General features: G+C 41.5%; 23 protein-coding genes and 1 riboswitch. Of the genes, 8 read left to right on the top strand and 15 right to left on the bottom strand.

Annotated elements, in window-relative coordinates; all coding sequences use genetic code 11:
• Positions 1 to 115 precede the first annotated feature (115 nt).
• Together I6N90_RS15745 and metA are read right to left on the bottom strand one after the other, a co-directional pair.
• Positions 116 to 1,270, bottom strand: coding sequence for a PLP-dependent transferase (locus I6N90_RS15745; protein ID WP_197936538.1), 1,155 nt, complete (start codon positions 1,268 to 1,270; stop codon positions 116 to 118).
• A gap of 28 nt (positions 1,271 to 1,298) precedes the next feature.
• Positions 1,299 to 2,216 carry a homoserine O-acetyltransferase MetA gene (gene metA / locus I6N90_RS15740; RefSeq protein WP_197936537.1) on the bottom strand — a complete coding sequence of 306 codons (918 nt, stop codon included), beginning with the start codon at positions 2,214 to 2,216 and terminating at the stop codon, positions 1,299 to 1,301.
• A gap of 116 nt (positions 2,217 to 2,332) precedes the next feature.
• Positions 2,333 to 2,441: riboswitch (SAM riboswitch) on the bottom strand.
• A 385-nt stretch (positions 2,442 to 2,826) separates the two neighbouring features.
• On the opposite strand from metA, the gene corA reads away from it, so the two are divergent.
• From corA to I6N90_RS15715, 5 genes are all read left to right on the top strand, one after another.
• On the top strand, positions 2,827 to 3,762 hold the full coding sequence (corA, locus tag I6N90_RS15735; protein ID WP_197936536.1) for a magnesium/cobalt transporter CorA: 936 nt from the start codon (positions 2,827 to 2,829) through the stop codon (positions 3,760 to 3,762).
• A gap of 96 nt (positions 3,763 to 3,858) precedes the next feature.
• The gene (locus I6N90_RS15730; RefSeq protein WP_197936535.1) at positions 3,859 to 4,761 is read left to right on the top strand and encodes a LysR family transcriptional regulator; all 903 of its coding nucleotides are present in this window, start codon (positions 3,859 to 3,861) and stop codon (positions 4,759 to 4,761) included.
• A gap of 11 nt (positions 4,762 to 4,772) precedes the next feature.
• Positions 4,773 to 5,582: a histidinol-phosphatase gene (locus I6N90_RS15725; protein WP_197936534.1), complete on the top strand. Its 810-nt coding sequence runs from the start codon at positions 4,773 to 4,775 to the stop codon at positions 5,580 to 5,582.
• 225 nt (positions 5,583 to 5,807) lie between these two features.
• Positions 5,808 to 6,653 (top strand): DMT family transporter, encoded by an 846-nt coding sequence (locus I6N90_RS15720; protein WP_197936533.1) that lies wholly within the window; start codon positions 5,808 to 5,810, stop codon positions 6,651 to 6,653.
• Positions 6,654 to 6,740: 87 nt separating this feature from the next.
• Complete coding sequence (locus I6N90_RS15715; RefSeq protein ID WP_269669511.1) at positions 6,741 to 7,058, top strand: winged helix-turn-helix transcriptional regulator; 318 nt, start codon at positions 6,741 to 6,743, stop codon at positions 7,056 to 7,058.
• A 72-nt stretch (positions 7,059 to 7,130) separates the two neighbouring features.
• Here I6N90_RS15715 and I6N90_RS15710 read toward each other — a convergent pair whose 3' ends face one another.
• The 6 genes from I6N90_RS15710 to I6N90_RS15685 all read right to left on the bottom strand — a co-directional run bounded on the left by I6N90_RS15710 (position 7,131) and on the right by I6N90_RS15685 (position 12,160).
• On the bottom strand, positions 7,131 to 7,508 hold the full coding sequence (locus tag I6N90_RS15710) for a hypothetical protein (RefSeq protein WP_197936532.1): 378 nt from the start codon (positions 7,506 to 7,508) through the stop codon (positions 7,131 to 7,133).
• Positions 7,509 to 7,543: 35 nt separating this feature from the next.
• Entirely contained in the window at positions 7,544 to 7,933 is a 390-nt protein-coding gene (locus I6N90_RS15705; protein WP_197936531.1) for a hypothetical protein, read from the bottom strand.
• Positions 7,934 to 8,035: 102 nt separating this feature from the next.
• Entirely contained in the window at positions 8,036 to 8,395 is a 360-nt protein-coding gene (locus I6N90_RS15700) for a hypothetical protein (protein ID WP_232243016.1), read from the bottom strand.
• 543 nt (positions 8,396 to 8,938) lie between these two features.
• The gene (gene sdhB / locus I6N90_RS15695; RefSeq protein ID WP_197936529.1) at positions 8,939 to 9,703 is read right to left on the bottom strand and encodes a succinate dehydrogenase iron-sulfur subunit; all 765 of its coding nucleotides are present in this window, start codon (positions 9,701 to 9,703) and stop codon (positions 8,939 to 8,941) included.
• A gap of 2 nt (positions 9,704 to 9,705) precedes the next feature.
• Complete coding sequence (sdhA, locus tag I6N90_RS15690; RefSeq protein WP_197936528.1) at positions 9,706 to 11,463, bottom strand: succinate dehydrogenase flavoprotein subunit; 1,758 nt, start codon at positions 11,461 to 11,463, stop codon at positions 9,706 to 9,708.
• Positions 11,464 to 11,488: 25 nt separating this feature from the next.
• The gene (locus I6N90_RS15685) at positions 11,489 to 12,160 is read right to left on the bottom strand and encodes a succinate dehydrogenase cytochrome b558 subunit (protein ID WP_197936527.1); all 672 of its coding nucleotides are present in this window, start codon (positions 12,158 to 12,160) and stop codon (positions 11,489 to 11,491) included.
• Between the two features lie 202 nt (positions 12,161 to 12,362).
• On the opposite strand from I6N90_RS15685, the gene I6N90_RS15680 reads away from it, so the two are divergent.
• Positions 12,363 to 13,250 carry a LysR family transcriptional regulator gene (locus I6N90_RS15680; RefSeq protein ID WP_197936526.1) on the top strand — a complete coding sequence of 296 codons (888 nt, stop codon included), beginning with the start codon at positions 12,363 to 12,365 and terminating at the stop codon, positions 13,248 to 13,250.
• Between the two features lie 139 nt (positions 13,251 to 13,389).
• Positions 13,390 to 15,021: a CPBP family intramembrane glutamic endopeptidase gene (locus I6N90_RS15675; RefSeq protein ID WP_197936525.1), complete on the top strand. Its 1,632-nt coding sequence runs from the start codon at positions 13,390 to 13,392 to the stop codon at positions 15,019 to 15,021.
• On the opposite strand, the gene uvrC is transcribed toward I6N90_RS15675, so the two are convergent.
• Complete coding sequence (gene uvrC, locus I6N90_RS15670; RefSeq protein WP_232243015.1) at positions 14,990 to 16,837, bottom strand: excinuclease ABC subunit UvrC; 1,848 nt, start codon at positions 16,835 to 16,837, stop codon at positions 14,990 to 14,992. The two genes, I6N90_RS15675 and uvrC, sit on opposite strands and share 32 nt — an antisense overlap.
• A 196-nt stretch (positions 16,838 to 17,033) precedes the next feature.
• Here uvrC and I6N90_RS15665 point away from each other — a divergent pair, with 196 nt between their 5' ends.
• On the top strand, positions 17,034 to 17,180 hold the full coding sequence (locus tag I6N90_RS15665; RefSeq protein WP_197936524.1) for a YqzM family protein: 147 nt from the start codon (positions 17,034 to 17,036) through the stop codon (positions 17,178 to 17,180).
• Positions 17,181 to 17,256: 76 nt separating this feature from the next.
• Here I6N90_RS15665 and I6N90_RS15660 read toward each other — a convergent pair whose 3' ends face one another.
• From I6N90_RS15660 to I6N90_RS15635, 6 genes are all read right to left on the bottom strand, one after another.
• Positions 17,257 to 17,508 carry a YezD family protein gene (locus I6N90_RS15660; protein WP_197936523.1) on the bottom strand — a complete coding sequence of 84 codons (252 nt, stop codon included), beginning with the start codon at positions 17,506 to 17,508 and terminating at the stop codon, positions 17,257 to 17,259.
• 35 nt (positions 17,509 to 17,543) lie between these two features.
• Positions 17,544 to 18,422, bottom strand: a complete 879-nt coding sequence (gene cysW / locus I6N90_RS15655) for a sulfate ABC transporter permease subunit CysW (RefSeq protein WP_197936522.1) — start codon at positions 18,420 to 18,422, stop codon at positions 17,544 to 17,546.
• A gap of 49 nt (positions 18,423 to 18,471) precedes the next feature.
• Positions 18,472 to 19,305, bottom strand: a complete 834-nt coding sequence (gene cysT / locus I6N90_RS15650) for a sulfate ABC transporter permease subunit CysT (protein WP_197936521.1) — start codon at positions 19,303 to 19,305, stop codon at positions 18,472 to 18,474.
• 31 nt (positions 19,306 to 19,336) lie between these two features.
• On the bottom strand, positions 19,337 to 20,458 hold the full coding sequence (locus I6N90_RS15645) for a sulfate ABC transporter substrate-binding protein (protein ID WP_197936520.1): 1,122 nt from the start codon (positions 20,456 to 20,458) through the stop codon (positions 19,337 to 19,339).
• Between the two features lie 534 nt (positions 20,459 to 20,992).
• On the bottom strand, positions 20,993 to 21,949 hold the full coding sequence (zapE, locus tag I6N90_RS15640; protein ID WP_197936519.1) for an AFG1/ZapE family ATPase: 957 nt from the start codon (positions 21,947 to 21,949) through the stop codon (positions 20,993 to 20,995).
• Between the two features lie 19 nt (positions 21,950 to 21,968).
• Entirely contained in the window at positions 21,969 to 23,501 is a 1,533-nt protein-coding gene (locus tag I6N90_RS15635; protein ID WP_197936518.1) for a DnaD domain protein, read from the bottom strand.
• Positions 23,502 to 23,559: the final 58 nt, after the last annotated feature.

Genomic DNA, 23,559 nt, shown 5'->3' with positions numbered 1-23,559 from the left:
TAGTCATCCACTAGCTTTGACCCATTATGGCAAAATAGCGAAAGTTCATAATCTCCACATAAAAAGCGGTATGTTTCTTCCGAAACATACCGCGCTATTATTCGAGTTTATATCATTACTCTAACTCTTGCTTCGCTGCTTCCAGTGCATTGCCAAGATCAGCGATCAGATCATCAATATGTTCAATTCCCACTGAGAAACGAAGAAGACGATCATCTACACCAATCGCTTTACGAATTTCCTCTGGAATGTCTGCGTGTGTCTGCATTGCAGGGTACGTCATAAGAGATTCCACTCCACCTAAGCTTTCAGCGAAAGCAATAAGTTTAATATGACGAAGAATTGGTTCCACATAACGGGCATCCTTTAAACGGAAAGAGAAGATCCCTGTATTGCCGGACGATTGTTTATTTTGAATATCATGTCCTTGATGTTTGGGTAGTGCTGGGTAATATACTTCTTCTATAGCTGGATGTTCATCCAAATATTCTGCTAGCTTTGTTGCATTAAATTGATGACGTTCCATACGAAGGGCAAGCGTCTTCATCCCTCTCATAAGAAGCCATGAGTCTTGAGGACCAAGTACAGCCCCGATAGAATTATGCAGAACTGCCATCTGCTGAGACAGCTCCTCGCCCTTCGTCACAATTAATCCAGCAAGCACATCATTATGGCCACCTAAATACTTAGTAGCGCTATGTACAACGATGTCAGCACCTAATTCGATTGGACGTTGCAGGAAAGGCGTTAATAACGTGTTATCTACAATAGAAAGTAATCCTTTAGATTTAGCCCACCCACATACACGTTCCAAATCTGTAATCATCATAAGTGGGTTCGTAGGTGTTTCAATAAGAACCGCTTTTGTATTTGGTTGTAATAGTAATGACATACCGTCTATATCATTTGTATCTACATATGAAGCCGTTACACCGAACCTCGACATAATCCGTTCCAATAGACGATAAGTTCCTCCATATAAATCAAGAGAAACGATAAGATGATCGCCCTGACTGAAATAAGCGAGTACCGTTTGAAGCGCTGCCATACCAGAGCTGCAAGCAAATCCTGCATCACCGCTTTCCAATTGTGCGGCTGCCTCTTCTAGTACAGCTCTAGTTGGACTTTTCGTACGAGCATAATCAAAACCTGTACTTTGACCTAGTTTAGGATGACGGAATGCAGTTGACTGATATACAGGAAAGCTGACTGCTCCTGTAACAGGCTCTTTTATTGAGCCGATTTGTGCCAGTTGACTTTCAATTTTCATGATTTGTCGCAACTCCCTTTTTCAATTATTAGATGCCCGCGCCGAGATCATATGGCGTTTGCTGGTAAACATAATAATTCAACCAATTGGAGAACAGAAGATTCGCATGCGATCTCCAAGTTGATAGAGGCATACACCCCGGGTTATCTCCCGGGAAATAATTTTTCGGCAAATCAATTGTCATGCCCTTAGCAACATCACGATCGTATTCATATTTTAATGAGGTAGGATCGTATTCTGAATGACCTGTCACGAAAATTTGTCTTCCATCACGTGAAGCTACAATATATATACCAGAGTCGTCAGACTCCGACAATATTTCCAGATCTCCAACAAGCTCAATGTCCTCTCGTTTTACTTCAGTGTGACGGGATTGAGGAACAAAAAACATTTCGTCGAATCCTCTCAGAAGCTGTACATTCTGTTTCACTACAGTGTGCGGAAAGACGCCAAACACTTTTTTATCCAAATTATATTTCGGAACACCATAATGATGATAAAGTCCTGCTTGTGAGGCCCAACATATATGGAATGTCGATGTTACATACTTTTTGCTCCAGTTCATTATTTCTTGAAGCTCTTCCCAATAGTTTACTTCCTCGAAAGGTAGGTGTTCCACAGGCGCACCTGTAATAACTAGACCATCATAATATTCATGTGATATTTCATCAAACGTTTTATAAAAAGATTCCAAATGTTCGGAAGATGTGTTTTTTGATGTGTGCGTTCTTGGATGAAGCAAAACAACTTCCACTTGCAGTGGCGTATTACCGATTAGGCGAAGTAATTGCGTCTCTGTCGTTTCCTTAGTAGGCATCAAGTTCAAGATTGCAATCCGAAGTGGACGTATATCTTGATGATATGCTGTACTTTCATCCATGACGAAAATGTTCTCGTTGCTTAAAATCTCTTTGGCTGGTAAATGATCTGGTACTTTGATGGGCATTCTAATCACTCCTAAATAAAGTTTGATAAAACAAAACTCACTTCGGAAGGTGGCAATAAAAAAGACCCTTTCTGCGTGAGAAAAGGTCGTCTGCTCGGAAAAGAAGCCATCCGCCTCTCTCATCTCTCAGAAACATAAATGTTTCCGCAAGAATTAGCACCGTGCATAGTTATGCCGGTTGCCGGGCTTCATCGGGCTAGTCCCTCCGCCTGCTCTTGATAAGAAAGTAGTCTATTCAATTGTTGCTGTTCCAATTATTTTTACTTTAATGCATTCTTCTATTCCCGTCAAGATCTTTACTGCATATGCTGAATAAGTAAAGACACTTACAGCCATTTGATACTTGAATGTTCTGCCATCACAGGAGTATACTAGACAAGAATTCGGACATTCATTCGACAATAAAGGAGTGAGGAAGGACATGGAAGGTGATCGACCGAAGCCCGAAACAGACTCTAGAAGGCCGCTGTCAGTCAGCAAAGAGCAACAGCTATCTTCCTGTGTTCCCACACTCTCATTGTGGTTATGAACCCGGAAATAATTGATTAACATTAAATAGGCTCAGTTCTGACAGGCAGTCTCCTGTATGATAAGAGAGGAGAAACTGCTCATGAAAATAAGACATGTAAATCACGGTGTATTTACACAAGTTGATGAAGTTGAACAAGCACTCATCGCTCCAAACGAAGGTTTCTATTGGATAGATGCAGATGTCGAGGACCTCGTTATTCTTCAGCCTCTATTCGGTATGCACGATCTTGCTGTTGAGGATTGTTTAAATGAAGAAGAACAACGTCCAAAAATTGAAATATACGAAAATCATTATTTTATCGTTGCTAACAGTATTCGATTCGACGATGAAGAAATTTTCCTGCGTGCGCTCAACATTTTTTTGGGTCGCCACTTTATCATTACAGTAACGAAACAGAAGATCAATGAGCTACGCTACCTAAAACCTATCCTATGGGAACAGGAAGTTAGCAGACCTGATCAATTCCTATATTATTTAATCGATTTAGTTGTCGATAACTACTTCTTAGTTGGTGATCGAATCGATACTCGAATCGAAACACTTGAAGTCGATATTCTCATGCACACCAAAAAATCACACTTAAACGAAATCATCGGTTTGCGCAGTGAAATTCTATGGGTAAAGAAGATGCTCGGTGCACAGCGCGAGCTTGTTTTTACACTCAACAAAAAAGAACTTAAACTTATCGACGACCAACTTCAAAAATATTTTAGCGATGTTTACGAAAATGCGTTAAAAATTGCTGAATCATTCGAAACGTACCGCGATCTAATGGGCAACCTTCGAGAAGCCTATCAGTCCAGCCTATCAAGTCGAGCGAATGAAATCATGCGTGTGTTTACCGCAATAACAACTATATTCATGCCTCTAACATTCCTCACCGGTATTTACGGAATGAACTTTGATGATATACCAGGACTGCATTATCGCTTTGGTGCTTATATTTTACTTGCTTTGATGGTATTTTTAGGTTGTGGCATGTTTTTCATCTTCCGCAAAAAGGAATGGCTCTAATTGCCTTTCCTTTTTTTTGCTGAGCGCTTCTATATTAGCTATAATGGTGTTATGACCAGTGAACATTCGCTATTTTGAAAGGGGGAATACCTGGACATGAATATTAGCCAACTGGAAACCTTACTCACCATTTCCAAAACGATGAGTTTTAGAAAAGCCGGTGAGCTTTTAAATTTGACACAACCTGCCGTTTCCGCACAGATTAAGAGCCTTGAAGACGAATTCAAGACCGTACTCATTAATCGAAATCAGCCAGTAACGTTAACCGATCACGGTCAAGTATTTCTGGAGCACGCCGAACGAATGTTAACTATTGTAGAAGAACTCAAACAAAAGCTCGATGATTTGAATCATACACCGCAAGGACATATTTTGCTTGGAACGACATCATCTATCGCTATTCAAATTTTACCAAGGGTATTATCATACTTTCAGAACCAATATCCACTTATTAAAACGACAATTCATACAATGCCTTCCTCTCAGGTGATGACAAGTGTTGAGAACGGTTCCGTGGACGTCGGAATAACTTATTTAACAGAAAAAAATCCAAACGTTTCCTCATCTATTCTATATTACGATACATTTGAGCTTGTAGTGTCCCCTGATCATCCTATGAGTGACTTAAAACATACGACAGTAGACAAACTAAGGGACATACCGATGATTATGTTAGCTCCTGACACTTTGGGTAGACGTTTTGTTGATGGCATTTTCCGTAAGTACAATATTCAACCTAATATTGTTATGGAACTATCCAGCAGTGAAGAGGTTAAACGAATGGTCGAGATCGATCTTGGCGCAGCAATCGTCTCCAAGCTATCTATCCCTACGGAATTAAAGCTAGGGACACTCAAAAACATTAAAGTGCATGAGCTCGAAATAAGCCATCCTGTCGGTGTCGTTTATAGATCGGGACGATATCTAAATACGGCGATGCAGCAATTTCTAAGTGACTTACGAGGCATGCCGGAGCATCAATTCATCAGCAGTGAGTAGGAGTGATACTTTTGAAGTTTGATTTACATACCCATCATTTCAGATGTGGTCATGCCGACGGAAATATTGAAGATTATATTATTGCAGGTATGGATGCCGGCTTACACGTAATCGGAATTTCTGACCACTCTCCCTACTTCTATCATGAAGAGGATCAACCGTCTCCAAAGGTAGCAATGGCTCGCAGCGATTTCGAAAATTATGTAAACGAAGTGCTTCGATTAAAAGAAAAGTATGCGGGAAAGATCGAAGTACTGTTAGGTGTAGAAGCCGACTTTTTCCCAGTACATGTACAAGCATACCGTGACGCTTTTGCCGGAGTTCCCTTTGACTATATTATCGGATCTGTACATCAGGTTGGCGGAGTGAGCATCTTCAATCGAAAACGTTGGGGCAAGTTAGATGAGTCGCAGCATGTCGATGAAAAAAAGAGCTACTATGACCTGATTAAACAATCTGCTCGTAGCGGAATGTACGATATATTAGGACATATCGATGCAATGAAAGGTTATTATCCCGCATTCTCTGATATACCTGCCCATGATTCCATCGATGATGCTCTACAGACAATTGCAGCGTGTAACGTATCGATTGAGATCAACACATCAGGCAGTACAAAAGCTGTTGGCGGATGGTATCCGTCTGACGATATATTAGAACGTGCTCTCCACTTCGGTGTTCAAGTGACCTTTGGCTCCGATGCACATAAACCAAGTCGTGTAGGAGACGAACTAGAGCTTGTTGCTAAGCGTCTAAAAGAAATCGGGTTCACACAGTGGGTCTTTTATCGTAACCGAGTTCAAGTAGCTGTATTGTTGTAAGTAGATGTTATCGAGGGGGAACTTAACGTTCCTCCTCTCTTTATGTGTGGAATAAGTTACTTGTGACGATATTGGTTGTTAAGGGCAAAAAAAGTGGACCCGCACGTGGCAGGTCCCAAGAGTTATATTAAAAGGGGGTCTTGCTTATTATAATATCCCTTTCATGTGAAAATGGAGTAACAATATCATTTCAATTGTGTAACAAATGTAGGGATGTGGACATCAATGTGGTTAATAACTGCTTTAGCAAGCGCACTTATATTTGGACTAGCAGGCTGGTGGATGAAAGTATCACAAATGCAGGGCGGCTCTACCCGAATGTTATTACTCGCACTTTACGCTTCTGGAGCGCTTGGATTTTGTATCCATTCAATCATTGAAGGCAGCTTTGCTTTCGTTTTGGATATTCGTATTTGGGTCGCTGGAGTAATAATCGGCATAGGCTCTGCTTGGGGTAATTCACTATTTATGAAAGCATTGCAATATGGCCCAGCAAGCTTAACTTCACCCCTAACAAATATGAATATTGTACTTGTTGTTATGATGTCGATCTGGTGGTATAAAGAGCCGATCAGTCTCATACAGACAATTGGTATTTCACTTCTTTTAATCGCAGTCATACTTATTGCATACAGGCAAAAAGAGCCACTTACGATTGCTGAGAAACGCTGGTTTATATTAGTTGCACTTGCCATTGTTATGTTCGCTCTCCGTAATGGTGGACTAAAAGTAACGGATGAGCTTAGTTTGCCTAGCGCGCCAATCTTATTTGTTGCGTACACGCTTTCTATGTTGTGGTTTTTTATCCCTACTAAAGAAGTCGTTACAGCAAAGTCAAAACGAATCGGGATTAAGTTAGGACTCGCCGCAGGTTTGTTTTCTTACGGTGGTCTTCAACTTTACGCAATTGCTCTCGCCATAGGTCAAGCGAACCTTGTAGCACCCATCTTCGCTACGAATAGTCTCATTGTAGCAATTGGTTCCATTTTACTTTTTAAGGAGCGGTTAAACCTTGTGCAAGGGGCCGCATACCTGTTTATGCTGGCGGGCTTAATTGTAATTCGATTGTAATATGCAATTGTGCAGGAATACCTATATGCACTTACTTTTAGTTTGTTCGTATGCTACAATAGAATTACAAAAAGCGGGGTGATTCGGTTGGATTATTCGACAATGTGCCCAAGGTATGAAGCTGCGGCTGATCTGTTAGGGAAAAAGTGGACGGGACGAATTATTCGGGTCTTGCTTGGAGGTCCGAAGCGATTTAAAGATATTAAAGAACAAATTCCTGAAATGAGCGATAAAATGTTGACTGATCGAATGAAGGAGCTGGAGACGATTGGTATCGTCAATCGTCAAGTATATCCAGAAATGCCCGTTCGAATCGAATACGAGTTAACTCCAAAAGGAAGAGATCTTAAACCTGTCATTGAGTCTATCCAAAGCTGGGGAGAAAAGTGGATGACTAGTTGCTAGTCTCCATACAAAAAAACCGCCAAGTGGCGGTTTTTTGTTTGTTTGATTTACGTTCATTCACTTGAAAGTATATTAATTTGGCGGATTGTTGCCATTGTGTATATAAATATAACCTCCCATCCAACCAGATGGTATGGACAATACTAATTTGTACGTACCGGCTGGCTGAGAGGTAGCTAATAATGCTTGGCCCTTATGTCTACCTTGCCATGGATGTCCTCCATCAATTGAATACGAACCTACTGGTACGTCGCCACTTGCAGTTACGCGATATACAACTACAGATAGCGTTCCGACTATATGAGAGTCATAAACAGCGTATTCAAAAAGTATATTTCCACCTGCAAGATCAAAAGTCTGAGTTTGATGATAATAATTAGTTGCAGAAGCGGATGTTGCAAAAGATAACATCATAATAAGTGCAATTAAACTTAGCCCTAATTTTTTCATTACTCATCCTCCCTTTTTTGAAAAATTTAAGTATTTTAGTTGTGGAAATACAGATTAGCTAAAATCCAACGCGGCGGGAAAGTTATCACAAACTTGTAAGTACCTGCTGGCTGAGACTCAGCTATTGTTGCTGTGCCACTATGACTGATAGGCCAATTTGGTCTTCCTCCTTCAAGTTCAAATGAACCTACTAGCACATCGCCACTAGTCGTAACCCGATAGGCTTTTATATACAGAAATCCGTGCTGTCGAAAAGGAAAAGCAGAATAATCGAGGAAAATTGTCCCACCTGCAAGATTATAAGTATTCGTTACAACTTGAGGAACATATGGACCATCGGGACCATAATATGGTGTTGCAGAAGCGGATGTTGCGATTGATAACATCATAATAAGTGCGATTAAACTTAAACCTAACTTTTTCATTTTTCATTCCTCCATATCAATTCGTTTTATACGTTTTAGACACTGCTAAATTTAGTATCAAATCGCTAATATTATGACAGAAAGTTAAACAGCTTGGTCCATTTAATTGTGGAAGCTCAAACTTGGGCCCATCCAAGCATCTGGTACAGTCGCTACATACTTATACGTACCTGCTGGTTGAGAAGAAGCAACATACCCTGTACCATTGTGCATATCATGGCCAGGTCTTCCACCTTCTCTAGAAAACCAACCAACAAACACATCACCGCTAGAAGTTACACGATAAACAGACACGCTCAAAAATCCATGTACATGTGAGTCATAAAAAGAATAATCGACCCAAATGGTACCACCAGCATGTGTAAATGTACCGGTTGACTCTCGTGTCGCTGCAGAAGCAGATGTTGCAAATGATAACATCATAATAATAGCAATCAAACCCAGCCCTACTTTTTTCATCATTCATTCCTCCACTTCATTTTTTGTAAGCCCTTACAAAATAAATAAAACAGCATTTAGCCTTTTATTAATCACCCCCTTAATTAGGATAACAACAAATGCTTCAGCTTCTGTTAAATTCAAAGTTGCGCCTCAGAATGGTTTGTGGATTAATTGAGTTGTTTGCCCAATATCAACCAGAAGGATTATTGTAATAAGGAATCTCCGGAGTAGGTTATTGAAGAACATGTAGAGGAAAAACTTACATATAATGTATCAAGTACTGTTATTGTACTCTTCGAACAACCCATTAGCAACAAAAATGTAGCTCTCTATGAAACTACCTTCAACTTAAAACACCTTTTGCTTAGCAATAAATGAATGCTTTTCGAGTGATTCACGGTCGGCAATCCAATTGTTTACAGGTGATTGACAAATAGCATCCAATCCATTACGATTGATAATAATTATCAATATCATACTTTAAAAAAGTCCAACACCCAATCGCGCTTCTGCGATCGAGTGCTAGACTTAATCAATCGCAGCCACACTGCGATTGGACATTTATTAAATACCAAGCCATTTCTTGAACAGATGCTTCGTAGTGTCCTTGTTCATTGCTGCGATAGAAGTCGTCAACGGAATCCCCTTCGGACACGAGCGGACGCAGTTTTGAGAGTTACCACAGCCTTCAATGCCGCCGTCAGTCATAAGAGCATCTAGACGCTCCTCCTGATTCATCTCGCCCGTTGGATGAGCATTGAACAAGCGCACTTGTGAAATCGCCGCAGGACCAATAAAGCTGTTACGATCATTCACGTTTGGACATGATTCCAAACAAACACCACATGTCATACACTTCGATAGCTCGTACGCCCATTGACGCTTCGACTCAGCCATACGAGGTCCTGGACCAAGATCATAAGTACCGTCAATTGGAATCCATGCTTTTACTTTTTTCAAAGCATTGAACATACGCTCACGATTAATGACTAAGTCACGAACGACAGGGAATGTACGCATAGGCTCTAGCTTAATTGGCTGTTCCAACTTGTCAACCAAGGCACTACAAGCTTGACGAGGCTTACCGTTGATGACCATTGAGCAGGCACCACATACTTCTTCCAAACAGTTGGAATCCCAACATACTGGTGAAGTTTTGTTACCATCAGCCTTCATAGGATTACGCTGAATTTCCATCAAGCCGCTAATTACGTTCATATTAGGACGGTATGGAATTTCGAACTCTTCCGTGTAAGACTGTGATTCCGGTGAATCTTGACGAGAGATAATAAACTTAACGGTTTTGGTAGCGACAGTCGATTCAGCCATGATTAATCTCCTTTCTTCTTATCAGTAGAGTAATCGCGCTTACGAGGTGCGATAAGACTAACATCTATATCTTCATAAGAAATTTTTGGACCTTCTGGCGACCATGAAGCAATCGTCGATTTCATGAATTGATCATCATTACGATCAGGGAATTCTGGTTTGTAATGCGCTCCACGGCTCTCGTTACGCATCAATGCTCCAAGTGTCATCGCTTCGGACAACTCAAGCATATTCCATAGCTGACGAGTGAATGCAACGCCTGCATTATTCCACTGTGCTGTATCGTTAATGTTGATGTTGTTATAACGTTGTTTCAATTCTTTGATCTTACCGATAGTTGCTTCAAGCTTATCGTTGAAACGAACAACCGTCATGTTGTTAGTCATCCACTCGCCAAGCTCTTTATGAATCACATAAGCATTTTCCGTACCACTCATACCTATGATACTGTTGTACTTGCCTGTATGACGCTTCGTATCACGATCGAACACAGAAGACGAAATATCTTCAGCAGACTTCTTAAGACCTTTAATGTATTCAACCGCTTTTGGTCCAGCAACCATACCGCCGTAAATTGCGGATAACAAGGAGTTAGCACCAAGACGGTTAGCACCGTGGTATTGATACTCACACTCACCAGCTGCGAATAGACCAGGAACGTTAGTCATTTGGTTGTAGTCAACCCACATGCCGCCCATGGAGTAGTGAACCGCCGGGAAAATTTTCATTGGAATTTTCCGTGGGTCGTCACCCATAAACTTCTCATAAATTTCGATAATTCCGCCAAGCTTAACATCAAGCTCCTTCGGATCCTTATGAGACAAATCGAGATATACCATGTTCTCGCCATTAATGCCTAACTTCTCATCAACGCACACATGGAAAATTTCACGAGTCGCGATATCACGAGGTACAAGGTTTCCATACGCCGGATATTTTTCCTCAAGGAAATACCAAGGTTTACCGTCCTTGTATGTCCATACACGACCGCCTTCTCCGCGGGCTGATTCCGACATTAGACGAAGCTTGTCATCTCCTGGAATAGCAGTCGGGTGAATCTGGATGAACTCGCCGTTAGCGTAGTTAACACCTTGTTGATATACCGCACTTGCGGCAGTACCTGTATTAATAACCGAGTTTGTTGTTTTACCGAAAATGATACCAGGACCGCCCGATGCCAAAATAACTGCATCTGCACGAACTGTAATCACTTCCATCGAACGTAAATCTTGTGCCGATATGCCTCGACATACGCCATCATCGTCTAATACAGCGCCGAGGAATTCCCAATGCTCGAACTTATTTACAAGCCCAGCTGCTTCCCAACGACGAACTTGCTCATCAAGTGCATATAGCAATTGCTGGCCTGTTGTTGCTCCCGCAAATGCAGTACGGTGATATTTAGTACCGCCGAAACGACGGAAATCTAGTAATCCTTCAGATGTACGGCTAAACATAACACCCATGCGGTCCATCAAATGGATAATACCTGGTGCTGCGTCGCACATTGCTTTAACTGGAGGTTGATTGGCTAAGAAGTCTCCACCGTAAACCGTGTCATCAAAGTGCTCCCAAGGTGAATCTCCTTCACCCTTCGTATTTACCGCACCGTTAATTCCGCCCTGTGCGCATACGGAGTGAGAGCGCTTAACCGGTACAAGGGAGAACAAGTCGACGTGTACGCCGGCTTCCGCTGCTTTAATAGTCGCCATCAATCCGGCAAGTCCGCCGCCGACTACGATAATTTTATTTTTTGCCATTACGCTTCGCTCCTTGTCTTCAAAACTATCCGATGTTCGTCCATGCTAGTGCAGCATTTGCAGCTTCTTTGAACTCGTCGCCACTGAACGCAATAAGAGAAAGAATAAATAGGGCAGACACAACCACAAACACGCCCATACAAATAAATGATGAAATACGTTGTGCTTTCGGTCCAATCGTAATACCCCAGCTAATTAGAAATGCCCATAGACCATTACTGAAATGGAATACAGCTGCTAGTACACCTATTACATAAAGCGTAAACATAACAGGACTGCTAGCAATATGATGCATCGTTGAACCAAGTTCTTCATGAGTGATGTTACCTAAGTACACCTGCAACCTTGTCTGGTATACATGCCAGAAAACGAATACAAAAGTTATTACACCTGTGACGCGTTGAGCTGTAAAAGCCCAGTTGCGACCATACTGAAAACGGCCCGTATTAGAGTTCGACTGGTAGGCTACGTATAAGCCATAAATACCGTGAAACAATAGCGGGAGGAAAATCAAGAAGACTTCAAGAAGTGGTATTAGCGGCATGCTGTTGATGAGCTTGACACCCTTTTCAAACCCCTCAGGTCCACGCTCGAAAGCTTGATAGTTCGCTAATCCATGCACAACAATGAACCCGCCGAGTGGAATAATTCCGAGAAGCGAGTGCAATTTGCGCGAGAAATACGAATTTCCTTTCATTTTTCCTTCTCCTTTCAAGACTGAAATGCCCATTGTGTAGTAAACAAACCATTCAACATTGTAACGCTATACTTTACCCCCGTCAACAATAGTCGACACATTTTTGCCACACTTCCATCCTACTCTTTTTCAGCTTATAATGGAATTGCTTATTGTTTATAATTTCTTATAACAAAACGACATAAGGGAGTATTCAAACACCATGTACGATGAGCTTGATGTCTTCACAGTAATCGTAGAACAATCCAGTATGAACAAAGCATCCGCCCTACTTAACTTGTCCCAACCTGCGTTATCTCGAAAGATTGCTAAGCTCGAAGGAGAAATTGGTGTCGAATTGTTTAGACGTGTCGGAAAAAGGCTGGAACTCACTCGAATTGGGCAGCTTACATACGAATATGCGCTTGAACTACGGCAATTACATCGAGAATATATGGGAACTGTAGCCGAATTCACCGCATCTGGTCGCACATCGCTTACCATTGGTGCCAGTTTGACTACATTACAAACAACTCTACCAGACCTTATTCAATCATTAACATCCACACATCCCGAATACGATATTAAAGCTGTAACTGGCAAGACGCATGAAATCATTTCATATGTAAGAGAACATAAAGTAGATTTCGGGATCGTCGCCTCTAGCATCGAAGATTCTTCACTCAGATGCATTCCTTTGTTCGATGATCATCTGCTCCTTGTATTACCACGTAATCATGTTGTTACGGAAAAAGGATCTCTTCATATTGAAGATTTAAACGGTTTGCCAATGATACTATTTTCCAAAGGCACTTGGTATCGAATAATGACTGACGAGCTGTTCGACTCGTACAAAATATCACCAGATGTTCGAATGGAAATCGACTCCTTTGAAGCGATCCTTAGGCTATTGCACACCTGTCGTGCAGGTACATTGCTACCAAAATCATATATGCGCGAGCAGTTGCTGCAAGATAACGATCTTATCGTTGTACCGATACATGAACTAGAGAATGCAAAACGGACAACTTCCTTAATACATGTTGATCCAACCGCATTAAGTCCAGCCATTCGCCAATGTATTAATGAAATTGCAGCAAAATTTACTTGATATAATTATTGCCATAATTGATCTTCCAAATCCTATCGAGAGATGTGTTACTTTATTAAAGCGACTATAATGGATAAAATAGACACCTTTGTGATAAGGTAGTGGAGGGTTTGTAAAACTTAACAAATAGAGGTGAACTATGCTAGATCAAATTAAACAGCATGAATGGAAAAAGTTTATTTTGGCAGCAATAATTTTTACAGTTATTTATATTTTAATGGAAATAGTTCCTTCCGTTTTATCAATGAACAAACACGAATACGGCGGGAAAGTCATTGATAAAGCTGTGGCAGAACAGCACGCAATCGACTTCGCTAAAGAGCAAACTGGTTTAGAGGTCATTTCTGCAAAAGTGGTACATCAGTCTGATAAGCTTCTAAATGGATATTTAGCTAAAGAAACGTTACATGAAAAGTATGAAAAAAACTATGACAGCCAATTTCCTGCTGATACTTTCCAAGTGAACATTGAATTTGGAAATAATGAGGGCAATGGATTCGTTTATTTACATATGTACAACGAACGAATTACTGGCTGGAATTTCATTCTTCATTCAGAGCAATACTTAAGCAATGAGGAGCAGCTTGAAACAATTCACCGCTTTTTAATTGGCGAACAATTTAAAGAGGATGAACTAGATTCAGGTACGTTTGATTCTGATGGAGGAGTAACCTTCTTACCAGCCAATTATGTAATTGGTGAATCCAAGCTACAATTATCGACCGAAGCCGTTTCTATAAATGGACAAAATATCATTTCGAAATACAAACCTGTTTTTGTCGCACCTGACGATTATAAATCGTATGTAAAAGGCCAAGATAAGTTAGGTGACTGGCTTACTGGTGTAGGGTATGTATTTATGAGCTTCGTCCTCGGCATTTTGGCGATAATCTATTCCATCTTGTACCGTAAACATACATCATTTAAATACGGCATTATTTTGACCATCTTTTTCTTCATCTGTTATCTGATTATGAATTTAGGTGTGATGGATGGTATTATCGCTTTACAAGGTGAAGAACCTACTGCAGATGGTATGATTGCATTTATGGGAATTATTTCCGTTATTTTAACTATTCCTCTCGCTGCATCAGTCTATTTTTCAATCGTTGCAGGTGATGGATTGTGGAAAGCCCAAGGTCGTAATCTGTGGCCTAGACTGCGAGATCAGGGATATGGGAATTACGTATGGCGCAGTATGGGGCTATCTTATCTGTTTGCCCTCATATTACTTGGACTACAGTCGATCATCTTCTGGGCACTTGAATTACTAATTGGTACTTGGAGTTCAACCGATGTGACAATGTCTCCTTATAATATGAGTATGCTATGGCTAATGCCTGTATTAGCTTGGGCAGCAGCGATTATGGAAGAAGCAGTGTTCCGTTTTTTTGGAATTGGATTATTCCGGAAATGGTTCCGACATACATTCGCAGCAGCAATCTTCCCCACATTGTTCTGGGCGTTAGGGCATGTAACTTATCCCATCTACCCATCAACGACAAGATTGATTGAGCTCATGATTATCGGTCTAATCTTCAGCTTCATATTCGTTAGATATGGGTTTATCTCGGCTATGTTTACTCATGCAATTTTCAACAGTATAACTGTAGGAATTTCGATGTTTATGGTCGGATCTTCCATCGATATTGTATCGGCTATCTTCTTTATACTGCTACCAGCATTAATCGCTCTGATACTTAAGATTTGGAGCAACAAAAAAGGAACGAAACCGCCGATTACGACGGTTCATCCCTTAGAGCAGCAATAATTTCTCCGGCGAGTTTTTCGCCAATTGAGAGGGGCCTGAAGTCTTCGACTGAGGCCTCTTTTATTTTTTTGAGCGATCCAAAATGTTTCAACATCGCCTTACGCCTCTTATCGCCGATTCCTGGTATAGAATCCAATCTGGATTCAACCATTGATTTGGCTCGTTGCTCACGGTGGAAGGTAATCGCGAAGCGATGGACTTCATCTTGAATTCTTTGCAGTAAATAAAACTCCTGACTATCCCGAGGTAGTGGTACGATCTCTGCAGGATCACCCATCATTAACTGTGCGGTTTTATGTTTTGCATCTTTTACAAGACCGCATACAGGTATATACAACCCTAATTCGTTTTCTAACACATCTAGAGCAGCTGTAATCTGTCCCTTGCCTCCGTCAACGACGATTAGATCAGGTTGTGGCAAACCGTCTTTTAGCACCCGCTCATACCGTCTGCGGATAACCTCTCTCATCGTTTCGTAATCATCAGGCCCAACAACTGTTTTTACTTTGTACTTACGGTACTCTTTCCGATCTGGTTTGCCGTCTGTAAACACGACCATCGCGGAAACGGGGTTCGTTCCTTGTATATTGGAGTTGTCGAACGCCTCAATACGACGAACTTTATCTAATCCAATCCATCCGGCAAGTGATTGCGATGCCTTGACGCTCCGCTCCTCATCACGCTCAATTAGTCGGAACTTCTCATCCAACATCACTTTTGCATTTTCTTGTGCCATACTAACAACTTCGTTTTTGCGGCCCCTTTGTGGCATAAGCACCTTTACTTTGAGCCAGCTATTCAATGAGGCTATCACTTCCTCTTCCTGTTCGTCATTTGGCTCAAGAGGACGAGGTAACAAAATCTGTTTCGGTAATGCAGGATTATCACTGTAGTATTGCGTAACGAAGGTCATGAAATCATCGAACTCTTCCCCGTAATAAGGGAATGTTGTACCGTGACGCTCGATTAACTTTCCTTTCCTCATATAAAGAATTTGAACGCACATCCAGCCTTTGTCCACGGCGTAACCGAATATATCCCGATCCATCGCATCCGACATCGTAATCTTCTGCTTCTCCATTACGGCATCGATTGCAATAAGCTGATCTCTATATTCTTTAGCCCGCTCAAATTCTAAAGCTTCTGCTGCCTCTCCCATCTTACGTTCCAATTCAGCCTTGACGACATCTTCACCACCGTTTAAGAAACGTGTAATCTCATTAATCATCGTACTATAGGTTTGTTTTTCTATTTCAAATTCACATGGCGCAATACATTGCCCTAGATGATAATACAGACATACCTTGTCCGGCAGCGACTTACATTTGCGCAGTGGATACAAACGATCTAGCAGCTTTTTTGTCTGCTGCGCGGCATAGGCATTGGGATAAGGGCCGAAATATTTCCCTTTATCTTTCACGATTCTTCTTGTTACTTCTAGTTTCGGGTGTGCTTCATTCGTAATTTTAATATAAGGAAAGGACTTGTCATCCTTAAGCAATACATTATAACGAGGATGATGCTGCTTAATCAGATTACACTCCAAAATAAGTGCTTCCATATTGCTAGACGTTACAATAAACTCAAAATCAACGATTTCCGAAACGAGCTTTTGCGTCTTAGCATTGTGGCTACCAATAAAATACGATCTTACACGGTTTTTCAGTACCTTTGCCTTACCGACATAAATAATGACGCCTTCACTATTTTTCATCAAGTAACAACCCGATTTATCTGGTAATAGGGCTAACTTATTACGAATTGACTCCTTAATTGCTGCATGATCCTTCGGGTCCATGCTATCTATGTGGTCCATATCGATTCCCCTCCGAATACATAACGCTCCTGTTCACATTTTAGCATACTCATCGCCCACCTTGCCTCATAATTGTCACTGATAGATTCTTTACAATTGTTCTGAAGTTTGGGTATACTATTGAAAGTACTAGGTCTTAGGCGTATGCTTATGACGAAAAGTTTGCACGTGCAAACTTTGAAGGGAGACGTCAACGATGGAAAACGTTAGAGATCCGCGCGAACATTATAACGAAGAACCCCGTCATGATTTGATGGATGTTATGTTCGGATTTGGCGGTATGCTTGGCTTCATGACTGTCGTATTTACAGTGGCGGTAATCGTGAAATTCGTTATCTCTTAGTAAAGAGAAAAAAGCTCCGAACTTTCGGCAACATGCCGTTTAAGTTCGAAGCTTTTTTTAATTTCTATTAGAAGTGCTATTGAACAGCTCTAAGCGACTCACCTTCCGCCGATTGTTGCCCTTTGTCACGTGCTCCAGATGGTTTGGCAGCTTCTTTTGGCGTTTGCTTCTGTGCCGCTGGTGCGTCATAACGAGTTCTTTCGGTACGATCAATTTGAACGATGCGACCATCATGTACGGTAATAATAACTTGCCCATATTGCAATCCGCTCACTTGATTCAGGATTCGATCCTGCCACACTACATCCACTTCTAATGGCTTCGCCATATAAATCTCCTCCATTATACTAAAATAAGTTGGAATTAATTTGTGCCTGTATGATGCGCAGCAGATTTCCACTCTACAACCGCTTTTACAATTAACGTAACGACGGCTAACATAACGAGCAATGATGCAACCGCAAATGCAGCGGAAAATTGATATTCGTTATATACAATTTCAACATGGAGCGGTAATGTATTCGTTTGTCCTCGAATATGCCCCGATACGACCGATACAGCCCCGAACTCACCCATTGCGCGAGCATTGCTCAGTATGATGCCGTATAACAGTCCCCACTTAATATTAGGAAGGGTAACTCGCCAGAAGATTGACCAGCCGCGTGCACCAAGGCTCGCTGCTGCTTCTTCCTCCTGTACACCTTGCGCTTGCATAAGTGGAATAAGCTCCCTAGCAACAAATGGTACTGTAACGAAAATTGTAGCGAGTACAATTCCCGGTAATGCGAATATGATTTGGATACCTTGATCGTCTAGCCATGGACCTAGGAACCCTTGTGCTCCGAATAATAGAACATAAATGAGTCCAGCAATAACTGGTGAAACCGCGAAAGGCAGATCAATTAGTGTAATGAGTAAATTTTTACCTTTGAAGCTAAACTTGCTGATCGCCCATGCTGCTGCAATTCCGAATATGGTATTTACCGGAACAGCAATCAAAGCAACGATAAGCGTTAGCTTTAGAGCAGATAAAGCATCGGGCTCCGACAATGCTTTAAAGTAAACCGCGGCACCTTTTCGGAAAGCTTCTACGAATACTGAGGCAAGTGGCATTAATACGACCAGCCCCAAAAATAATAAGGCGATCCCAATGAGTAGCCATTGGACAAATAACGGCTCTGTGTTGTGTTTTGGTCGTTTTCCATCTTCCTTTTGTGCAAATACAGTTATGGCTCCGGCCATATTATTCTCCTCCTTTAACTAGAGATCTGTGCCTATTGATCTGCCCTTATCAATCCGCAATCGTTCGACGATTCATTCGCCATTGCAGTAAATTGATAATTAACAACATGAGGAACGATACTATTAGCATGACGGACGCGATAGCTGTCGCTCCCGCATAATCATATTGTTCCAGCTTCGTCATAATAAGCAGCGGTGCGATCTCAGTCTTAAGTGGCATGTTGCCGGAAATAAATACAACTGAGCCATATTCTCCTATTCCTCTCGCGAAAGCTAGAGCGAAGCCGGTTAGAAGCGCTGGCATTAGCTCTGGCAATATCACTTTTCGGAACGTACGCAATCGGTATGATCCGAGCATAGCAGCGGCTTCTTCCGTTTCCTTCGCCATATCTTGAAGGACCGGTTGTACCGTTCGTACAACGAAAGGTAAGCCGATAAATACTAGCGCAATCGTAATACCGAATTGCGTATATGCAACCTTTATTCCGAGTGGCTCAATAAGCGAGCCAACCCATCCAGATTTGGCATAGATCGTCGTTAATGCGATCCCAGCTACTGCTGTAGGAAGTGCAAACGGTATATCAACCAGGCTATCGATTATCTTTTTCCCTGGAAACTTATACCTTACGAGCACCCAAGCCACTAGCAAACCAAATACGGCATTAATTAATCCCGCCCATAGCGCAGTACTGAAGCTAACCCGATAAGAAGCCAGAACCCTTGGGTTTGTTATCGCACTCCAGAACTCCGCCCATGTAAGTTCAAATGTTTTGAAAAATATTGCTGCAAGCGGGATAAGGATAATCAAACTTAAATAAAACAATGTAAATCCTAGCGACAATCCAAACCCCGGCAGCACTCTACGGTTTTTGGAACCTTTCATGAGAAGTCAGCTCCGCTCTATCAGAAATCTATTACTTAGCTCCTGGTGTGTAAATTTGGTCGAATACTCCGCCATCAGCAAAATGTTTTGTTTGAGCTTCTTTCCAGCCGCCGAAATCCTTATCAATGCTAAGCAATTCTAACGCAGGGAACTGATCTTTGAACTCAGCTGCAATTGTCGGATTAGTTGGTCTATAGTAGTGTTTACCTGCAATTTTTTGTCCTTCATCGGAGTACAAATATTTCAAGTAACCTTCTGCCACTTCACGTGTTCCACGTTCATCAACCGTTTTATCAACAACAGCTACAGGAGGCTCTGCCAAAATACTAAGTGAAGGGTATACGATATCAAATTTATCTGGTCCTAATTCATTAATCGAAAGGTAAGCTTCGTTTTCCCATGCAAGTAATACATCGCCAATTTCACGTTCAACAAACGTTGTTGTTGATCCACGAGCACCAGTATCTAGAACCGGTACATTTTTAAATAGTTTCGTTACAAAATCTTTAGCTGCTGCTTCATCATTATTGTTATGTTTCAAAGCATAACCCCAAGCTGCAAGATAGTTCCAACGTGCTCCACCTGATGTTTTTGGATTCGGAGTAATGACTTCAACGCCATCTTTCAGCAAATCATTCCAATCTTTGATGCCTTTTGGATTGCCTTTACGTACGAGGAATACGATCGTAGATGTATACGGCGAGCTGTTAAGTTCGAATTGTGACTGCCAATCTGCTCCCAAAAGACCTGATTCCACAACAGCATCGATATCATAACCAAGTGCTAACGTAAGAACATCAGCTTTTAAGCCATCGATAACGGTACGCGCTTGTTTGCCTGATCCGCCATGTGATTGATCAATTTCAACTTTTTGATTTTTTTCTGCTAGCCAATGAGCTGCAAATGCTTTATTAAAATCTACATATAATTCACGAGTAGGGTCATACGATACATTCAAAAGTTTAACTGGTGGCAATGGTTCGCTCTTCGTCTCTTCAGCTGCTGGTGAGCTTGAAGGCGTAGTTGTCGCTGCCGGTGTATCAGTACTTTTCTCTGCATTTTTGTTTGAACCTTGTGATCCGCAAGCTGTAAGTACCAATGTCATTATGATTACGAGTAAAATGGACTGAATACGAACTGAAGTTTTCTTCATTATTTTACACCCCTTGGTTAATGTGGTTAGGGCCCTCGTCAACTCCGGTTCGTCCGGTCATTAATCAATTATTCCTACCTGATTAGTTGGTTATGAAAGAATATTACCAGCGATCTCCATTCCAGTCAACACTTAATTTAAAATATTTAATTTTGTTATAAGAATCTTTTATACGTCCAAGCAAGCCACTACACTAGAGCACTTTTCTTCAACTATCTAATCCGATTAGATAGTCGTGTGAGAACCTTGCTTTTTAAGTTAACTGATGTGCTGAACTTTCTGTTTCTCAAAGGATTAACGATAGAGGTAAACGAGGGAGGAAAACGAGGAAATAACGAATGATTAACCCGAATTCGTCGGGTTAGAGTGCCTGCGCGGAGCGCTGCTCGGCTTTTAACCCGAATTTGTCGGTTTACATGATCCATGGCAGCTAAAATAAATCTATCTAATAAAAAGAAACGTTGCCCACGGTAGATTACTCTACTAACAAGACAACGCTTCTAAATTGATTTTCAACCCATTACTTCCAATCCGTTATTTACGACCACGCTTATTTTCACCTGTTACCATTACAACCTCTACATAAGGACGTATCCGATCCATAATACGTTGCCCTTTATGTAACTCATCCCCATCCTTGCTCGTGAAACTGAAATGTTTCTCAAGCGCTTCAAGCTCGTAGTTAGAGGTGTAAAAGGTTGGCTTGCGTTCCATTCGGTAGTTGAGAATTGCGCCAAGCACATGATCGCGCACCCACGGATTCAAATTTTCTGCTCCAATATCATCGAAGATGAGAAGATCGGTTTCCTTCATCATCTCAACCGTCTCTTTCAGTTTGTTTGGTTCATGCATCAATACCTTCAAATCTTCTACGAAATCTGGCATGTATACAATGACGCCGGAATGACCTACTTTGGCTAGTTCCTGCAACAAGTAGCACATTAGAAATGTTTTCCCCGTACCAAATCGCCCCGCTAAATAAAGCCCTTCTTGACCTAAACCATTCTCTTTCGTCCGATCAATATATCGTAAAATTTGTCCAACTGCTTTAGCCCGTTCGAAATCATTAGTCAATATTTCATCCGAAGAATATCCTCTGCGAAGTGCCGCATCATCCACATAAAAGCTGCGTATTCGGCTACGAATCGCTACCTCTGTCTCTTTTGCCAAAAACTTTTTGCATGCTACTTTACGATCATATAGCTGCGCATTTCCGTTTAATGTTTCTGAGCTTAGGAGGGTATAATGACCCTCATAGTCATTCGGGCACTTATCAAGACCGGGACAATTGGAGCAATTTTTATATTCGGTTACGTACTGATATACTCGGTTCAAGTTAAGGCGAACAGCTTCCTCGTCTACCTCTGGATATTTGGAGCGAAGTTTCTCAACGAGGGGTTCCTGCATGAGATCCGCCAGCTTTTTCCCCGCTTGTTCCGTCAGGGATCTTCCCCCGGGCCATGCTTTCAACAGATCACCTAGTGATTCCACAGATCTTCACACCTCGTCTTTAAGATTTGCCGTCTAACTTACGAGCGAGCTTACGCAGCTCCTCCATCTCATCGGCAGATACAGAAGAAGCACCTTGATCTTCCGCTACTATTGGTATAGATGGCTTACGTGAAATTCCATTTCGTGCTCCACCTGCTCTTGCTCCGCTTCTTCCGCCATTGTAAGTACCGCTTCCAACTGCTCCAGTTACAGCTTCCTTGCGCTTCTGCTTGTCCTGTTCTAGTTGAGCTTGCTCTCTTACATAATGGACAGCCTTCTCGAAAGTGTCTATCCCTTTCATTAGCATGTTAGAAGCAACAGCATCTATAAATGTTTTCGTAACTCTTCCAGCATCGTTTGCACCTAGTACATAATGAATAAGGACGTTAATAACTGGCGTCGCCAATCGATAATTTAAGTCGATACGTTCAAACACATTTTCTATCCAATCCGGAATCGCACCGGGGAAAAATCGTTTCAAATAACGTGTATGTGGCTCATTGCGCATTAACATATTGTATTGTTGCACATCGCAGCGGCCCTGCAATTGATTCGGTACAGGCAAATAGTCCTGCTCTTGCACTTCGAATTCTTCTTCCTCTTCTTGCTCTTCTGGTTCGTCATTATGGACAGCTGTATTTGCTAGCTTACGCTGTTGCTCTCCATCCCGTTTCTTATCTTGACGATATAATTGGTTCGCTCGAAGCTGGAGCGCATCCAATTCGATTTCACCATTATGTCCGAATATGCCGTCCTCATCCAGCAAGCGACAAACATTTACGACGGAAAGACTGTATTTGTAAGCTACATAATTAACTTGAGCTAGACCCTCGGGATTATTACGTAGTCGCTCAACATATGACCTATTCGCCGAATTACGCGGAAAACGCAAAATAATTTCTCCATATGGAATGCCAGCAGATGCTAATTCTGAACGATTTGATGCTTGACGAGAAGGTGCAACTTCCGTAAGTGCTTGCTCTAACTCGGAATCAAATGACTGCATATTAAGTTTAAATAGCTCATAAAAAGGAACGGATATATTTTCTTTCGTTAATTGTGCTTGGGCTAGTTCATCAGGCTCATTACTTCCGAAAGATTCTCGGAGAGAAATAACAGCATATTTGCCTACTTTATCTCTAAGTAACATAGCAAGATGCATATTTCGGAAAAACTCCGCAGGCGACAAAGGTGCTGTCAACTCGTATTCATATATTACGTCAGCTTGTTCGGGAACACCAAGTCGTGAAGTTTGCAACAACCCGACTGCTTCAAGCTTCGATGTTTGTTCAATAATAAATCGACGGCTTTTCTCATTCATCTCAAGGCCAAGCCCAAGAAACAACTTACGCTGTGGTTCCAGCTCTGAGTAACCGGAACGACCTTCCTCAATACCATGATAAAGTTGTTGGTAAAGAGAGACTGCAAATGCGCCAATCATTGGCTGATAGATTAAAGATAACATTTTATAATCAAGACTGCTTAGCGAAAAATCCCGAAAAATGTAGTAACGGTGATGTTCTGTAAATTGCATTAATTGATTGATTCGCATCGTACCGCCCCCATCTCTTATTCTCTTTCTATCATTTTAACATATATTTAAGGGATAA

The organism is Paenibacillus sp. GSMTC-2017, from assembly GCF_016019935.1.
Lineage (GTDB): Bacteria > Bacillota > Bacilli > Paenibacillales > Paenibacillaceae > Pristimantibacillus.
This window is presented reverse-complemented; position numbering and strand designations above follow the sequence as displayed.

Bases quoted from the DNA above. Each gene is read 5' to 3' on its own strand.
- I6N90_RS15645 (WP_197936520.1), bottom strand. From the start codon at position 20,458: ATGAAGAAAACTTCAGTTCGTATTCAGTCCATTTTACTCGTAATCATA.
- cysW (WP_197936522.1), bottom strand. From the start codon at position 18,422: ATGGCCGGAGCCATAACTGTATTTGCACAAAAGGAAGATGGAAAACGA.
- I6N90_RS15665 (WP_197936524.1), top strand. From the start codon at position 17,034: ATGGAAAACGTTAGAGATCCGCGCGAACATTATAACGAAGAACCCCGT.
- I6N90_RS15700 (WP_232243016.1), bottom strand. From the start codon at position 8,395: ATGATGAAAAAAGTAGGGCTGGGTTTGATTGCTATTATTATGATGTTA.
- sdhB (WP_197936529.1), bottom strand. From the start codon at position 9,703: ATGGCTGAATCGACTGTCGCTACCAAAACCGTTAAGTTTATTATCTCT.
- uvrC (WP_232243015.1), bottom strand. From the start codon at position 16,837: ATGGACCACATAGATAGCATGGACCCGAAGGATCATGCAGCAATTAAG.
- corA (WP_197936536.1), top strand. From the start codon at position 2,827: ATGAAAATAAGACATGTAAATCACGGTGTATTTACACAAGTTGATGAA.
- I6N90_RS15710 (WP_197936532.1), bottom strand. From the start codon at position 7,508: ATGAAAAAATTAGGGCTAAGTTTAATTGCACTTATTATGATGTTATCT.
- I6N90_RS15685 (WP_197936527.1), bottom strand. From the start codon at position 12,160: ATGAAAGGAAATTCGTATTTCTCGCGCAAATTGCACTCGCTTCTCGGA.
- I6N90_RS15745 (WP_197936538.1), bottom strand. From the start codon at position 1,270: ATGAAAATTGAAAGTCAACTGGCACAAATCGGCTCAATAAAAGAGCCT.
- I6N90_RS15720 (WP_197936533.1), top strand. From the start codon at position 5,808: ATGTGGTTAATAACTGCTTTAGCAAGCGCACTTATATTTGGACTAGCA.
- I6N90_RS15730 (WP_197936535.1), top strand. From the start codon at position 3,859: ATGAATATTAGCCAACTGGAAACCTTACTCACCATTTCCAAAACGATG.
- cysT (WP_197936521.1), bottom strand. From the start codon at position 19,305: ATGAAAGGTTCCAAAAACCGTAGAGTGCTGCCGGGGTTTGGATTGTCG.
- I6N90_RS15680 (WP_197936526.1), top strand. From the start codon at position 12,363: ATGTACGATGAGCTTGATGTCTTCACAGTAATCGTAGAACAATCCAGT.
- I6N90_RS15705 (WP_197936531.1), bottom strand. From the start codon at position 7,933: ATGAAAAAGTTAGGTTTAAGTTTAATCGCACTTATTATGATGTTATCA.
- I6N90_RS15675 (WP_197936525.1), top strand. From the start codon at position 13,390: ATGCTAGATCAAATTAAACAGCATGAATGGAAAAAGTTTATTTTGGCA.
- sdhA (WP_197936528.1), bottom strand. From the start codon at position 11,463: ATGGCAAAAAATAAAATTATCGTAGTCGGCGGCGGACTTGCCGGATTG.
- metA (WP_197936537.1), bottom strand. From the start codon at position 2,216: ATGCCCATCAAAGTACCAGATCATTTACCAGCCAAAGAGATTTTAAGC.
- I6N90_RS15660 (WP_197936523.1), bottom strand. From the start codon at position 17,508: ATGGCGAAGCCATTAGAAGTGGATGTAGTGTGGCAGGATCGAATCCTG.
- I6N90_RS15635 (WP_197936518.1), bottom strand. From the start codon at position 23,501: ATGCGAATCAATCAATTAATGCAATTTACAGAACATCACCGTTACTAC.